Source organism: Bradyrhizobium sp. USDA 4486 (assembly GCF_054057995.1).
Genome location: NZ_JBSRZV010000001.1, coordinates 3,514,169 through 3,528,625 on the forward strand (window position 1 = coordinate 3,514,169; position 14,457 = coordinate 3,528,625).

Below are 14,457 nucleotides of genomic sequence, written 5' to 3' on the forward strand. Positions count from 1 at the left end.
GCCGCCGCATGACTTAGAACGCCGCAAAAAATAGGCAGCTTGACATTCTGGCATGTGGTATGCCAAAAACTTTCTCGTTAATAATCCTGTAAAAGACGACTCCCTACCTGGAGGAGATTCGTCGTGTCACTGCGGAAACCAACCAAGGCGTTGCCGAACATGGCCGAGGCAGATATCGCAATCGTTCGTATTGCCCCGGAGAGCAGCTTCAAGAACAAGGCGTATGACGCCTTGAAGGAAGCCATCCTCAAGATGGACATCTATTCGACGCCCGAGCCGGTGATGCTCGACGAGCGCGCGCTGTCCGAACGTCTGGGTGTCAGCCGCACGCCGATCCGCGAGGCCATCGCGATGCTCGAGCAGGACGGTTTCGTGAAGACCGTGCCGCGCCGCGGCATCATGGTGGTGCGCCGGACCAAGAGCGAGATCGTCGATATGATCCGCGCCTGGGCGGCGCTCGAGAGCATGGCCGCGCGCCTCATCACCACCACCGCGCGCAAGAAGGACATCACGGCGCTGCGTGACTTCTTCAAGGACTTCGGCAAGGACCGCCTGCCCGAGGATCATGTGGAGGAATACTCCAAGGCCAACATCGCCTTCCACCAGGCCCTGATCTCGCTGTCGGAATCGCCTGTTCTGGTCGATCTCACCAACGACCTCTTGCTGCACGTGCGCGGCTACCGCCAGCTCACGATCGGACGCAAGGACCGAACCGCGACCTCGCTGCCCGAGCATCTCGCGATGATCGAAGCGCTCGAGGCGCGCGACACCGAGCTCGCCGAGAAGCGCGCCCGCGACCACACCCTTGGCCTTGCCGCTTACGTCGAAGCGCATGGCCAGGAACTGTTCACGTAACCGTTCACCAAGCGACGTTCACCAGAAGGGCGAACAACTCGCCCCACTACTTGAGACCAGGGAGACAAGGCCCATGCTGAATACCGCGACCAAGTCCGAGGCACCGGGCACCGAGCAGGAACTGACGGATGGCTTCCATCTCGTCATCGACGCGCTCAAGCTGAACGGCATCAACACCATCTACAATGTGCCGGGCATCCCGATCACGGATTTGGGCCGCATGGCGCAGGCCGCGGGTATTCGCGTGATCTCCTTCCGTCACGAGCAGAACGCCGGCTACGCCGCAGGCATCGCCGGCTATCTCACCAAGAAGCCCGGCGTCTGCCTCACGGTCTCGGCGCCCGGCTTCCTCAACGGTCTCACGGCGCTCGCGCACGCCACCACCAACTGCTACCCGATGATCCTCGTGTCCGGCTCCTCCGAGCGCGAGATCGTCGACCTCCAGCAGGGCGACTACGAAGAGATGGACCAGCTCGCGATCGCAAAGCCGCTGTGCAAGGCGGCCTATCGCGTGCTCCACGCCCAGGACATCGGCATCGGTTTCGCCCGCGCCATCCGCGCCGCGGTCTCGGGCCGTCCAGGCGGCGTCTATCTCGACCTGCCGGCGAAACTGTTCGGCCAGGTGATGAACGCCGAGGCCGGCCAGAAGTCGCTGGTCAAGGTGATCGATGCTGCGCCCGCGCAGATCCCCTCGCCCGCTTCGGTGAAGCGTGCGCTCGATGTGCTGAAGAGCGCAAAGCGCCCGCTCATCATCCTCGGCAAGGGCGCGGCCTACGCGCAGGCCGACGAGGAGATCAAGAGCTTCGTCGAGAAGAGCGGCGTGCCGTTCCTCCCCATGAGCATGGCCAAGGGCCTTCTCCCCGATACCCATCCGCAGTGTGCCGGCGCGGCCCGCTCGACCGTGTTGAAGGACTCCGACGTCGTCATGCTGATCGGCGCAAGGCTGAACTGGCTGCTCTCGCACGGCAAGGGCAAGAGCTGGGGCGAAACGCCGAAGAAGTTCATCCAGGTCGACATCGAGCCGAAAGAGATGGACTCCAATGTCGAGATCGTCGCGCCCGTCGTCGGCGACATCGGCTCAGTCGTCTCCGCCTTCAACCAGGCGATGGGCACCGGCTGGACCGCCCCGCCCGCCGACTGGACCAAGGCCGTCTCGACCAAGCGCGAAGAGAACGTCGCCAAGATGGCGCCGAAGCTCATGAACAACAAATCGCCGATGGACTATCACGGCGCGCTCGGCGTGCTGAAGAACGTCATCAAGGAGTACCCCGAGGCGATCCTGGTCAACGAGGGCGCCAACACGCTCGACCTCGCCCGCGGCGTCATCGACATGTACAAGCCGCGCAAGCGTCTCGACGTCGGCACCTGGGGCGTGATGGGCATCGGCATGGGCCAGGCGATCGCGGCTGCGCTCGAGACCGGCCATCCCGTGCTGGCGGTGGAAGGCGACTCGGCGTTCGGCTTCTCCGGCATGGAGGTCGAGACCATCTGCCGCTACAACCTGCCGATCTGCGTCGTCATCTTCAACAATGACGGCATCTATCGCGGCACCGACGTCAACAGCGCCAACGCCGATCCGGCGACGACGGTGTTCGTCAAGGGCGCGCGCTACGACAAGATGATGGAAGCCTTTGGCGGCGTTGGCGTGAATGCCACCTCGCCCGACGAGCTCAAGCGCGCCGTCAACGAGGCCATGAAGTCCGGCAAGCCGACGCTGATCAACGCGGTGATCGATCCCGCCGCGGGCTCGGAGAGCGGCCGCATCGGCAACCTCAATCCGCAGAGCGTTCTGCAGAAGAAGAAGTAATCGACCGCCGGGTCACTCCCCGCGCAGGCGGGGAGTCCAGTATTCGCCGGACCGCATGGGTGGCGAGCACTGAGCCCAACTGAAACGACAGTGAATACTGGATGCCCGTCTTCGCGGGCATGACGGAAGCAAAGTGGTAACAGGAGCAACATGATGACCAAAGCGCTCACGGGCGTTCGCATTCTCGACTTCACCCACGTCCAGTCCGGACCGACCTGCACGCAGCTGCTGGCCTGGTTCGGCGCCGACGTGATCAAGGTGGAACGCCCGGGCGTGGGTGACATTACCCGCGGCCAGCTGCAGGACATCCCGAACGTGGACAGCCTGTATTTCACCATGCTGAACCACAACAAGCGTTCGATCACGCTGGACACCAAGAACCCGAAGGGCAAGGAAGTCCTCACCGCACTGATCAAGCAATGCGACGTGCTGGTGGAAAACTTCGGACCCGGCGTGCTCGACCGCATGGGCTTCCCCTGGGAGAAGATCCACGCCATCAACCCGAAGATGATCGTGGCCTCGATCAAGGGCTTTGGTCCCGGGCCGTACGAAGACTGCAAGGTCTATGAGAACGTCGCCCAGTGCACCGGCGGCGCCGCCTCCACCACCGGCTTCCGCGACGGTCTGCCGCTCGTCACCGGCGCGCAGATCGGCGATTCCGGCACCGGTTTGCATCTGGCGCTCGGCATCGTCACCGCGCTCTACCAGCGCACCCATACCGGCAAGGGGCAGCGTGTCACTGCGGCGATGCAGGATGGCGTGCTCAACCTCTGTCGCGTCAAGCTGCGCGATCAGCAGCGCCTCGCCCACGGCCCGCTCAAGGAATACAGCCAGTTCGGCGAAGGCGTGCCGTTCGGCGACGCCGTGCCGCGCGCCGGCAACGATTCCGGCGGCGGCCAGCCCGGCCGCATCCTGAAGTGCAAGGGCTGGGAGACCGATCCCAACGCCTACATCTACTTCATCACCCAGGCCCCGGTCTGGGAGAAGATCTGCGACGTGATCGGCGAGCCCACCTGGAAGACCGATCCGAACTACGCCAAGCCGGCCGCCCGCCTGCCGCGCCTCAACGAGATCTTCGCCCGCATCGAGCAGTGGACGATGACCAAGACCAAGTTCGAGGCGATGGAGATCCTCAACAAGGACGACATCCCATGCGGCCCGATCCTGTCGATGAAGGAGATCGCCGAGGACCAGTCGCTGCGCGCGACCGGCACCGTGGTCGAGGTCGACCACCCCACCCGCGGCAAGTACATCTCGGTCGGCAACCCCATCAAGCTGTCGGACAGCCCGAGCGACGTGCAGCGCTCTCCGCTGCTCGGTGAGCACACCGACGAGATCCTGCGCTCGGTGCTCGGCTTCAGCGACCACCAGGTCGCCGAGATCCACAAGTCCGGCGCGCTCGATCCGCCGCAGAAGCAGGCCGCCGAGTAAGCCGATTAGCCTCAACCAAGACGAAAGGGCCGCCTTTGGGGCGGCCCTTTTTGCATGAAAAGGCCGGGTGGCCGCAGGCCCAGAACTAAAAACTGAAAACAACCCCATGCACAGTAGCCGGCCCCCTTGGTCGCAAGCTGGTTTTCCGATTTTGCGAAAAAACTTTGACGCGTCGGGCAAAACAGGGGTATTGTGCCATGATCAGAACTGAGACGCTCATCGGCTTCGCCAGCAGGCCACCGAACAAGCCTGGCCTTCATTCGTAGCCGCCTCTTGCGCGTTTGCGGTGAATGCCCGGCTTTATTTTGATGAACTCAGTCATCGGCTTACCCTTGTCGACGACGAACACGTTCAGCATTTTCACAGCGGAATGCGTCGCGATGGCCCATTTGCGGACATTGCGCCTCCTTCGATCGCCCGTTTGCACAATGAAACAGGCTTACTCCGGCAATCCGGCTTTCCTCAATCCTTCTTCAAATCGCGCGAGGTCATGAACCCGTCGATGAGGCACCAGGCCCCGTATGCTGGATACGCGTAGCGCGGGATGGAGTTGTCGGAGGCGGGCTATTGCCTTGCGTGCCTGTTCCAGGCGACCGGCCATTGCGTTGCTCGCCGCAGCAACGCGCAATCCTGCCGGAAATTCGGGGTTGTATTGCAACGCCATTGCCGCCCACGACGCCGCCTCATCATAGCGGCCTAGCAGAAAATGCGCATATGCCATTCCGGTTCGCATCCCCGCGATCCTCGCATCCAATGGGTTCAGACGCATGGCGTGGTCGAAGCATTTGAGTGCCGACTCCGGCTCGCAGAGCCAATTTTTGACCCACCCATTAAAGAGCCACGCCTCGGCCAAATTGACATTGAGCAAGAGGGCGCGCTCGATCAAGGCGGCACCTTGCTCGAAATCGCCAACGATGTAGGCGAAAGCCCATCCGCTCGCACTGAGTGCGATCGCATCGTCTTTGCCTAACTCGAGCGCCCGCCTGGCAAGCATTGTTACTCGCAGAATCTCTTCCGCTGTGCCCGAAAACCAGCCAATGCCCTTACTATACGCATAGCAAGAGGCGGCACGGCCGTACGCGGCCGCAAAATTCGGATCGAGTTCGGCTGCGCTATTGAATAGCCGCAATGCGTCGTTGATCGCCTCTCGGTCGTTATCAATCTGATAAAATCTGGCCAATCCGCGCAGATAAACCGTATAGGCATCGAGACTTTCGGTTGGCTTGCGCTTGGCGCGCTCAATCTCCGCTTTTTCAACCCTTGGCGCGATCGCTCCAACCACGCTCTCAGTTACCTGATCCTGCAAATCGAAGACGTTGCCGAGTTCACCCTCGAACCGGTCGGCCCAAAGATGCGCTCGGGTGGCTGCATCGATCAGTTGGCCGGTGACGCGCACGCGGTCTAAAGCTTTCCGGACGCTGCCCTCCAGGACGTAGCGCACCCCAAGTTCGCGCCCGACTTTCTTCACGTCGACAGGACGCTCCCTGTAGGTGAAGCTCGAATTCCGCGCGATGACGAACAGGGCTTTGAATCGAGACAGCCCTGTGATGATGTCTTCGGTTACTCCATCAGCAAAGTAATTCTGTTCGGGATCGGAGCTCAGGTTGGTGAAGGGGAGAACGGCCACAGAGGCTTTCTCAGGGAACAGAAGCTCCAGTGTCGGCCCTTGCACGGGGGGATCGCCGATTCCCCCGCCTGCGAGCTTCGTCGCTTCCTGCACTGTTCCGACGAAGCGGAAGCCCTTGCGCGGAAAGGTCTTGATCAGCCGCTGTTCTTGCCCGGAATCGCCGATGGCGTTGCGGGCAGCATTCAAGCGCGTCGTGAGCGCGGCGTCGGACACGCTCCGCCCGCTCCAAATAGCGATGATGAGATCGTCCTTGCTTACGACCCGTTCCCTGTTGCGGATCAAGTAGTCGAGCAGATCGAATACCTGTGGAGCAACAGGGACGAGGTGCGCCCCGCGATGGAGCTCGCGCCGCTCGGTGTCGAATGAGCATCCCTCAAAGAGATAGCGCAAAGCTGCCAATCCCTCAGACTGCCGGTCGCAGAAGGCGTGTCAGCACCAACTCTAAGGATAAGCCGCCGATAAGGGAAAAGTAAGCCGAATGTTAAGCAAGCCCTGCAAGTCCTTCGTATCCTCTTTTGGTTTAAAACCCGAGGAGATGCCGCGATGGATACGACTTATAGTTGGATCGGGTCGCGACCGAGCGCCGCATCGACGTGGAGCGTCCCGAGCCTATTCAAGCGATGTTGGGGTGAGCTTAAGGAATGGCGCCAGTGCCAGAGGCTACGACGAGCTTTGTGCGACCTCAGTGACAGGGAGCTAATGGACATTGGCACAACGCGCGGCGAGATCGACTACGTCGCCTCCAATCGAGGTATTGACCCGCGAGGCATCCGATCCTCTGAATGAACAACTGAAGCCCTGTGCCAGATGATTGGACGCAGGCGAAAACGGCTAAATGAATATTGCCGGGGCTTACTTTCGGTAGGGGTGACAAGCCGCCGCTGAGCACCAAGCCGCAGGACATCCGTTGTATGCTCCTAGTCTAAGCTGACACCGCCCAGCGTACGGAGCGCCTCTGTCGCGTCAGCACCGGTGGCTGCGCTTCCGATCAGCGCGAGCGCGACCTGCACGATGTCGCCGGCGAGCCCAGCGCCAGGCCATACGCCAGGCGACGGGTAGGAGCCGCTCGCGTCCTGGAGCGCCATCCTCAAGATGCGCCAAGGACCGGCGAACTGAGTGCCCTGTCAAACAAACAAAAAGTCGTCCCTCGTCATCACGTCCGTGAAGTTTGCAAGCGTGACTTGATCAGCTCCCGCGATGATGACCGTGCTGGTTCCGCTCTGCGTGATGACAAGGTCGTCGAACGACTGCACGCCCTCAATGTCGATGAAAGCTATCTTGTCACCCTGGCATTGGCTGAAATCGCGAATGAAATTGCTGGTCCCAACGGTCATGGCGCCGTCGTCCTTGAATACGAACGTGTCGGAGCCTCCATGAGCATTGCCGCCCAGTTCGCCATCTCCCCACATCTCATTGTTGACCGTGGAACCTTGCCCAGCCCTCCCCGCGTATAGGATATCGCTGCCGCCGTTGGCACGACCTGAAAGTTCCGCGGCGTCGCCCCATAGGAAGTTATCGACCCGGCCGCTACTAATCGCGTCACCGCCGGCGATAAGATCATCGCCTCCTTGGCTCGCCCCGCCCATGACTTGGGCATCACCATAGAGCTGGTTTACAACATCAGTCAGCGACCTATCGCCGCCGCTGAGACTGTCATTCCCTCCGCTGGCAGCGTCGAGCATCGTAAGAGCATCGCCAACGGCGAAGTTCTTGGTGCCCTGCAAAGTCGCAACGTCATTCCCGCCTTGGGCATGGCCGGACATTGTGGCGCCGGCGTCCCCGTAAAATGACACTGTGGAGCCGCCTTCGTTTGCGAAGGTATCGTTGCCGCCCTTGGCGAAGCCGGACATGTCGCCGCCAGCATCACCGTAGAAGGTCTTTGACAGGACGGCCCCACCCGAGCCCGTAAAAGTGTCGTCTCCTCCCTGAGCATGGCCTGAGATGTTGCCTCCCGCATCACCGTAGAACACCTGCGTTGCGAACAAGGCTCCGTTGAAGGTGTCGTTGCCACCTCTGCTGTGGCCGGACATGTCACCCCCGGCATCTCCGTAGAATGTGTTGCCTGAGTCCGTTCTGGCTGTGAATGTGTCATCGCCGCCCTGGGCGTGACCGGACATGTCGTGCCCGCTGTCCCCGAAAAAGATGTTTGCAGCCTGTCTAGAGCCCTGGAAGCTGTCGTTGCCGCCCTTGCTGTCGCCGGACATGTCGCCGCCCGCATCGCCGTAAAACGTGTGGGTGCCGCCTTGTACCGTCTGAGTGATGAAAGTGTCGTCGCCGCCGTGAGCGTGACCCGACATGGAGCCGCCGGCGTCGCCGAAGAACGTATTGGTTTGCTGTCTGCCCGTCCCAGACAGGAAGGTGTCGTTGCCGCCCTTGCTGTGATCCGACATGTCTGCACCGGCGTCGCCGTAGGCCGTGACACCAGCCAGAGGGAGTCCGTTGAACGTGTCATCGCCGCCCCGAGCAAAATCGAAAAGGCTGCCGATCGCGTCGCCATAAAATGTGTAATTGGAAAGTCCGACTTCGTCGAAGGTGTCGTTCCCTCCCTTCGAAAAGTCGAACATGCTGCCACCGGCATCACCGAACAAGGTCGGTGCGCCGGGCGTGCCTATGAGGTTGTCGTCGGTGCCGAATTGACGATTGACCAGATCGCCCGAAGTAGGCGGAACAGGCTGCCTGCGCATCGCATCCTCCTCAACTAGACCGAGCAAAAGCTTATGATGTTTATTCGGCGCGCGAACTGACTATAAATGGGTATATCCAGCCGCAGGGACGCCGTTTCCATGTGTGATGGCCCTGCCCTCTCACGAGAGAGGCGTTCGCCTGCCTTCGATCGCGCGAATTCATCTTGCAACCGCAATTCTCACGCAGGTTGTCTCCTCGATTGCGCAAGGACACCCAATGTTCGGAGACGCTTTTGAGCGATCGCAGGTGGCTGCCGAAGTCACGATCATCGGAGCGGGTCCTGTTGGTCTCGCAATCGCGCTTGAGCTCGATCGTCTTGGAATTTCCAGCCAAGTCCTCGAAGCTGGAGGTCTGAGGCGGCGTCGATCAGTGGACCGTCTGTTCACCGCGCAACTCCGCACGCCGGCAACCCACGGCCCGCTCGAGGCCGTATCGGCCAAAATGTTCGGAGGAACATCCAATCTTTGGGCCGGAGCCTGCGTGGCCTACGATCCGATCGACTTCAAGGAGCGGAGATTCGTAAGCGACGGAGGATGGCCGATCACATTCGAGGACATATTGCCGTTCTTTGAACCGGCCAGTCGCTTTCTCGACGTGGGTCCTGCGGAGTTCATTGCGGCCGATGTAGCTCATGGGTCGGACGATGAGTTCTCGTGCACGAGCCTTGCGCGGTTCGCGGGCGAGAGGCGTAGCCAAGTCTCGCACGGTGCGGCCGCCGTTCGATCCACCCGCATCACGGTGTGCCTGAACACGGTCGTGACCGAGGTTTTCCTCTCCGACGATGGCGTCGTCACTGGACTTGCGGTGGCATCTTCGGACGGATCGAAAGCATCCCAACTACCCGTTCGAATGCTCGTCGTTGCGGCGGGAGGGATCGAGACGACAAGGCTGGCTCTGAATATGCAGCGCGATCGCCCCAGGCTGTTCGGCGGCGAGGCCGGCCCCCTCGGGCGATATTACATGAGCCATTTGATGGGCTCGATAGCGGACGTCAGGTTTCTCAAGCCGCAATACGTCGACTTGTTCGACTTCCGGAAGGACGCGAGCGGAACCTATACCCGACGCCGATTCCGGCCGAGCGAAGCAACGCAGGAAAAATGGGACCTGTCGAACACCGTTCTCTGGCCGGAGGGCGCGATTGCCGATGCGAGGCATCGACGAGCGCTGCTCTCGATGGTGTTCTTGCTCTCCGGCGCGAACAGCCTCGGACGAGCAATCTTGCCGGAAGTCGTTCGGCGCCGATACAGCGAAAACGTTCTCGGGAGCACTGCGAGGGCACATTTGAGAAACCTCACCCCAGCAGGCTTCATGAGCGTTCTGGCTGACGCAAAAGCGCTTTTGGAACGATGGCGCGCAGACCCTCGGCCTCCAGGCTTCCTCATACGCAACCCAAGCTCGCAGTACAGACTAGCATATCATGCCGAGCATCTGCCCAATCGCGAGAGCCGGGTGACTTTGACAGGCGAGGTCGATCGGTTGGGTATGAACCGGATTGCGATCGATTTGCGCTTTGCAGATGCGGACGCAGCATCCCTCGAGAGAGTACACCGGCGAATGTCGGAATGGTTGAAGCGGGGAAGCCTCGCCCGGCTGGTGCTGCGCTGTAACCCGTCCGATCAGCAACAGACCGCTCTGCGGCAGGCCAAGGATGGCACGCATCAACTCGGCTTGACGCGGATGGCTTCATCGGCAAAGGACGGAGTTGCGGACAGCACTCTTCGCGCTTTTGGCATCGCCAACCTGTACCTGTGCAGCACGTCGGTGCTGCCAACGTCCAGTCAAGCCAATCCGACGCTGATCGTCGTGGCGCTCGCTCTGCGATTGTCGCATCACATAGCCCGCTCATTCAAACTGAAGGGCGTCTCGCCAACTCAGGTGTGCACTCCCTAAAGGAGGCTCGCTTGCTTCAGGGAAGTAGATCGCCGTGGATCATCATTTTGATTGAAAGTGCGAGACACAACCAAAGCAGCAGGCCCGGCCCCGTGGCGATCAACAGCCCTCGGAAAAATCTTGCCCCATCGTCCTCGTCAACGTGGTTCGGGTGCACGTGACGGATCGACGATTGCTGGCGACGGCGGATCGGCTCAATTTGCCCCATCCGCAATCCTATTCGGTACCAGGAGCGCTCTGACAAGCCCTTCAGAGTGCGCTTCTTGCGCCTCTTTCGAGGTAACCCTCTCCGTCAGGGATGCGGGCTGACGACGCTCCGGGAGCTCGGCGACCTCCTCAGTCTGCTCGGCAGGCTGCCGGTTTCACTCGCGCGCGATCCGCATTGCTAATTATGTAGACTGTTCATCTCTCGTAAGCGCATCAAGGCGGTCCAATTGGCCTGCCAAACCAGAAAGGCTCCTCGCGATGTTCTTCATGATGAAGGCGCGGTCTTTGGAGATGCCGGATGTTTGAGAGAGTGCCCTATATCAATGTGCCCATTCCAAGCATTGCGCGGCGGTAATCATTTGGTCTCCAAGGCTCCATTTCAACTGAGGCGAAACATAATACCAATGCTCAACCAGCGGTTTTGTTCCCATATGCTCTTGCGCGGGTCAAGCCCAGCGCCACCGCACCCGCTACGGCAGACAACCGGAATGTCTTGGCCTCGGGTGTTGCCGTGTCCCTTCGAGGTCTTCGGACCTTCCCCGTCGTGACGTGCGCAAGTCGCCACTCCTATCGCCGGCGTGCGATCCACGCTCCGGCCAGGAAGGCGACAAGCAGCGACCGCAACGGCGCCTTCATCGTTACTTCGCGCAACTGCTCAGCCCATCGCATCGCAGGATCCGCGGAAGGCGATTGGACCGGCCGACGGCTCTCCCCTGCGTTCTCCTTTGGCCTGTTCGATCCGGAGGTTTGCCCTATGCCCTCCTGCTCATCCACCAACCCCGAGGCCTCCGTCATCGCCGAAGCTTCCTTCATGTCCATGCGTATTCTCCTCTCGAACAACCAGCGAAGCTTCAAACTCCGTCGGCTCACCTGATCCAACGGAACCGATCGTCTGGAGCAGCTATGGCGGCGGTACCCATGCGAACTATATGATCATGGAAGATCCCGCCGCACCGCTCCCTTGAAGAAACACTTGCTCATCTTTCTGTTCCTCCTGTTTGCGCCCCTCGCTGCCTCGGCGGCGAGATATTTGGTTTTGGGCGATGGCCGCGGCAATTGGCAAATGGCAGACCGGTCGAGCGCCGGCCTTCTGCCCGCCGCGGCGGATCATCCGGAAGCAGCGATACGGGTGTTCGCGGCGAGAACCGTCAGATGGCGCAGCATCTTTGCCGTTCACACCTGGATCGTCGTGAAGGAGAAGAATGCGGCGACCTACACCCGATATGACTACACGGCCTGGGGCGAGCCGATCCGCACCAACGGCTTCGCTCCAGATGGGCGGTGGTTCGGCGCTTTGCCCGAAACCATCGTCGCCGTGAATGGAGAGCGCGCGGAAGCGCTGATCCCCAAGATGCGGGATGTGATCGAAAACTACAGGTTCCGCTCCTACGGAGACTACAGCGCCTGGCCCGGTCCCAACTCGAACACCTTCGTGCAGGCCGCACTCGACTCCGTCCCCGAGCTCCGCGCCGTCCTGCCGCCGACTGCGATCGGCAAGGACTTCCCCTACACCGGCAAATGGCTCGGTATCACCGCGTCAGGCACCGGCATCTATGCGTCGCTCGCTGGATACATCGGCTTCTCGATCGGATGGGTCGAGGGTCTGGAGGTCAATTTCCTTGGTGCCGTGCTCGGTTTCGACATCCGGCGTCCGGCGCTCAAGCTACCTGGCCTTGGCCGATTTGGGATGGCCGCCGGCCTGTAATGGCCGGGCGCTGCGCATGGAGATTCTTCAGGTCTTCGCGTCCAAGACCAAGGCGGACAAGACCCGTCCGGTGTGACCTCAGCTCCCCTCGCCCGCTTCCCTATCGCTCTCCTCGCCCGCGACATATTCGAGGATGTCGCCGGGCTGACAGTCGAGCTCGCGGCAGATCGCAGCCAGGGTCGAGAAGCGCATCGCCCGTGCCTTGCCGGTCTTCAGGATCGACAGGTTCTGGATGGAGATGCCGATGGCATCCGCGAGGTCCCCGAGGCGGCGCTTCCGCTTCGCAAGCATGACATCGAGGTTCACGACGATCGGCACAAGCATTCACCTCAGATCGTCAGTTCGTTTTCGGACTGCAGCCGGATGGCGTGCTCGATGACGAATTTCAGCGCCATCAGGAACACCCCGCCCGCGATCGCGCCGATGTCGATATTGTATGACGGCAGGAAGAATTTGACGTCGCCGATCTCGTGCAAGGCATAGGCCACCGCGTTGCTGGTGATCAGGTCGATGAACGGCCAGATCACCAGAATGATTCCCATCCACCACACACCCTGGAGTGTCTCGGACACGAAGATCCGGCCGCGCGCGAATCGATGCACCATGCGGTGAAGGATGCCGATCAACACGGCGAAGAACGAGAGCTGAAGCGCAAATAAGGTCCAGAACAGCAACTGGCCCCGGCGCGACATGTCGAGCGGGTTGGCGACGATGCCGGCGCATTTGGCCTGCTCGGGGCTGAGGCTGGCCGCGATCGACGCGGAGGCGGTCGTGTTGGCCCGATAGGCGAGCCACACCATCACCGGCAGCGCCGCCCAGATCGCCCAGAACGCAAGATCAAGACGCCGAAACCAGCGCTGCCGGGCCTCGCGCACCGACGTCTCCACCGCAACCATCTCCAGCCACTCCGCAATGCAAGGGTCATCTACGCGGGCCAATATGCCCGTTCCAGGCGCTTGACTCAACCTTAAGCGCGATATATTGATCGTTTATCATGAAATAATTCATGATAATTAATTCGATATGGAGCCCCCATGCGTTCCACCCTTGTCCGGCACGTGCTCGCAGCCATGTTGTCCATCTCGCCGCTCGGAAATGCCGAAGCCGCAGCGTCGGGCGATCCCGGCGGCGTCTGGCTGACCCAGTCGGGCGATGCGAAGATCAAGGTGAGCCGCTGCGGTAACGCGCTGTGCGGCCGCGTCGTCTGGCTGAAGGAGCCGATCGACAAGAAGACCGGCAAGCCGCAGCTCGACGACCACAATTCCGATCCGGCGTTGCGCGGCCGAAAGATCGTCGGCATCTCCCTGTTCATCGACATGCAGGCGGCCGGCGCCAACAAATGGTCGGGCCGGATCTACAATGCCGACGACGGCAAGACCTATGCGAGCACCGTGACCTTGCTGCCGTCGGGCAATCTCAACGTCCAGGGCTGCATGGGAACGTTGTGCGCGGGTGAAGACTGGACGCGGTGAGCGGCAGAACCGGCGCGCGCAATGTCAAAGCCGCCGGTTCCGGCAGTTCTTTTATCTGCGATCTCTTTATATCTGCGATGACGTGTCGGATCGGCAGCCCCTCGTTCGTCATCTAGACATGAACGGGCCTTAAAGCGCGATGAGATGAACCGTCATCGCACTTTGGGTTGATGTTAAAGCATGATCTTTCCGGAAAACCGCTTCGCACTTTTCCGGATCATGCTTTAGACGCCAACCTCGGCCCATCAATGCACATGCACGAGGAATGACGAACATGCCCAGCACTGTACGACTGCACCGCGTTCTGGCCACCAGCCCTGAGAAAATCTATCGCGCCTTCCTCGAGGCCGATGCGATGGCGAAATGGCTGCCGCCGAACGGCTTCACCTGCACCGTGCATCATTTCGAACCCAAGGTCGGCGGCACGTTCAAGATGTCGTTCCGGAATTTCACCACGGGCAACAGCCATTCGTTCGGCGGCGAATATGTCGAGCTCGTGCCCGGCGAGCGCCTGCGCTACACTGATAGGTTCGATGATCCCAATCTGCCGGGCGAGATCCAGGTGACCGTGATCCTGAAGAAGGTGTCGGTCGGCACCGAGGTCGACATCACGCAGGCCGGCATCCCCGACGTCATTCCGCCGGAGGCCTGTTATCTCGGCTGGCAGGAATCGCTGCGGAATCTGGCGCGGCTGGTCGAGCCGGAGATCAATCAGTAGCAGTGACAGCAGTATCGTAGGGTGGGCAAAGCGCAGCGTGCCCACCAGTCTGTCTCAACC

Annotated in this window: 14 protein-coding genes; 8 read left to right on the forward strand and 6 right to left on the reverse strand. The window is 61.0% G+C overall.

Features of this window, described 5'->3' with window-relative positions; genetic code table 11:
* Positions 1 to 159 precede the first annotated feature (159 nt).
* The 3 genes from ACVWY3_RS17320 to frc all read left to right on the forward strand — a co-directional run bounded on the left by ACVWY3_RS17320 (position 160) and on the right by frc (position 4,093).
* The gene (locus ACVWY3_RS17320; protein WP_164938111.1) at positions 160 to 855 is read left to right on the forward strand and encodes a GntR family transcriptional regulator; all 696 of its coding nucleotides are present in this window, start codon (positions 160 to 162) and stop codon (positions 853 to 855) included.
* 73 nt (positions 856 to 928) lie between these two features.
* Entirely contained in the window at positions 929 to 2,662 is a 1,734-nt protein-coding gene (gene oxc / locus ACVWY3_RS17325) for an oxalyl-CoA decarboxylase (RefSeq protein ID WP_456839540.1), read from the forward strand.
* Between the two features lie 153 nt (positions 2,663 to 2,815).
* Positions 2,816 to 4,093, forward strand: a complete 1,278-nt coding sequence (gene frc, locus ACVWY3_RS17330; protein WP_456839541.1) for a formyl-CoA transferase — start codon at positions 2,816 to 2,818, stop codon at positions 4,091 to 4,093.
* Positions 4,094 to 4,532: 439 nt separating this feature from the next.
* On the opposite strand, the gene ACVWY3_RS17335 is transcribed toward frc, so the two are convergent.
* Complete coding sequence (locus ACVWY3_RS17335) at positions 4,533 to 6,110, reverse strand: winged helix-turn-helix domain-containing tetratricopeptide repeat protein (RefSeq protein ID WP_456839542.1); 1,578 nt, start codon at positions 6,108 to 6,110, stop codon at positions 4,533 to 4,535.
* A 153-nt stretch (positions 6,111 to 6,263) separates the two neighbouring features.
* Between ACVWY3_RS17335 and ACVWY3_RS17340 the strand changes: the two genes are divergently transcribed.
* Complete coding sequence (locus ACVWY3_RS17340) at positions 6,264 to 6,506, forward strand: DUF1127 domain-containing protein (RefSeq protein ID WP_456839543.1); 243 nt, start codon at positions 6,264 to 6,266, stop codon at positions 6,504 to 6,506.
* A gap of 338 nt (positions 6,507 to 6,844) precedes the next feature.
* Here ACVWY3_RS17340 and ACVWY3_RS17345 read toward each other — a convergent pair whose 3' ends face one another.
* Positions 6,845 to 8,404: a hypothetical protein gene (locus tag ACVWY3_RS17345; protein WP_456839544.1), complete on the reverse strand. Its 1,560-nt coding sequence runs from the start codon at positions 8,402 to 8,404 to the stop codon at positions 6,845 to 6,847.
* 217 nt (positions 8,405 to 8,621) lie between these two features.
* On the opposite strand from ACVWY3_RS17345, the gene ACVWY3_RS17350 reads away from it, so the two are divergent.
* Positions 8,622 to 10,295, forward strand: coding sequence for a GMC oxidoreductase (locus ACVWY3_RS17350; RefSeq protein ID WP_456839545.1), 1,674 nt, complete (start codon positions 8,622 to 8,624; stop codon positions 10,293 to 10,295).
* A gap of 16 nt (positions 10,296 to 10,311) precedes the next feature.
* On the opposite strand, the gene ACVWY3_RS17355 is transcribed toward ACVWY3_RS17350, so the two are convergent.
* Positions 10,312 to 10,503, reverse strand: a complete 192-nt coding sequence (locus ACVWY3_RS17355) for a hypothetical protein (protein ID WP_456839546.1) — start codon at positions 10,501 to 10,503, stop codon at positions 10,312 to 10,314.
* 566 nt (positions 10,504 to 11,069) lie between these two features.
* Positions 11,070 to 11,321 (reverse strand): hypothetical protein, encoded by a 252-nt coding sequence (locus tag ACVWY3_RS17360; protein WP_456839547.1) that lies wholly within the window; start codon positions 11,319 to 11,321, stop codon positions 11,070 to 11,072.
* 154 nt (positions 11,322 to 11,475) lie between these two features.
* Here ACVWY3_RS17360 and ACVWY3_RS17365 point away from each other — a divergent pair, with 154 nt between their 5' ends.
* Positions 11,476 to 12,207, forward strand: coding sequence for a DUF3750 domain-containing protein (locus ACVWY3_RS17365; RefSeq protein ID WP_456839548.1), 732 nt, complete (start codon positions 11,476 to 11,478; stop codon positions 12,205 to 12,207).
* A gap of 78 nt (positions 12,208 to 12,285) precedes the next feature.
* Here ACVWY3_RS17365 and ACVWY3_RS17370 read toward each other — a convergent pair whose 3' ends face one another.
* Positions 12,286 to 12,531, reverse strand: a complete 246-nt coding sequence (locus tag ACVWY3_RS17370) for a helix-turn-helix domain-containing protein (RefSeq protein ID WP_456839549.1) — start codon at positions 12,529 to 12,531, stop codon at positions 12,286 to 12,288.
* A gap of 5 nt (positions 12,532 to 12,536) precedes the next feature.
* The gene (locus ACVWY3_RS17375) at positions 12,537 to 13,103 is read right to left on the reverse strand and encodes a DUF2975 domain-containing protein (protein WP_456839550.1); all 567 of its coding nucleotides are present in this window, start codon (positions 13,101 to 13,103) and stop codon (positions 12,537 to 12,539) included.
* Between the two features lie 138 nt (positions 13,104 to 13,241).
* Between ACVWY3_RS17375 and ACVWY3_RS17380 the strand changes: the two genes are divergently transcribed.
* Both ACVWY3_RS17380 and ACVWY3_RS17385 read left to right on the forward strand, forming a co-directional pair.
* The gene (locus tag ACVWY3_RS17380) at positions 13,242 to 13,679 is read left to right on the forward strand and encodes a DUF2147 domain-containing protein (protein ID WP_456839551.1); all 438 of its coding nucleotides are present in this window, start codon (positions 13,242 to 13,244) and stop codon (positions 13,677 to 13,679) included.
* A gap of 274 nt (positions 13,680 to 13,953) precedes the next feature.
* Positions 13,954 to 14,397 carry an SRPBCC family protein gene (locus ACVWY3_RS17385; protein ID WP_456839552.1) on the forward strand — a complete coding sequence of 148 codons (444 nt, stop codon included), beginning with the start codon at positions 13,954 to 13,956 and terminating at the stop codon, positions 14,395 to 14,397.
* Positions 14,398 to 14,457 lie beyond the last annotated feature (60 nt).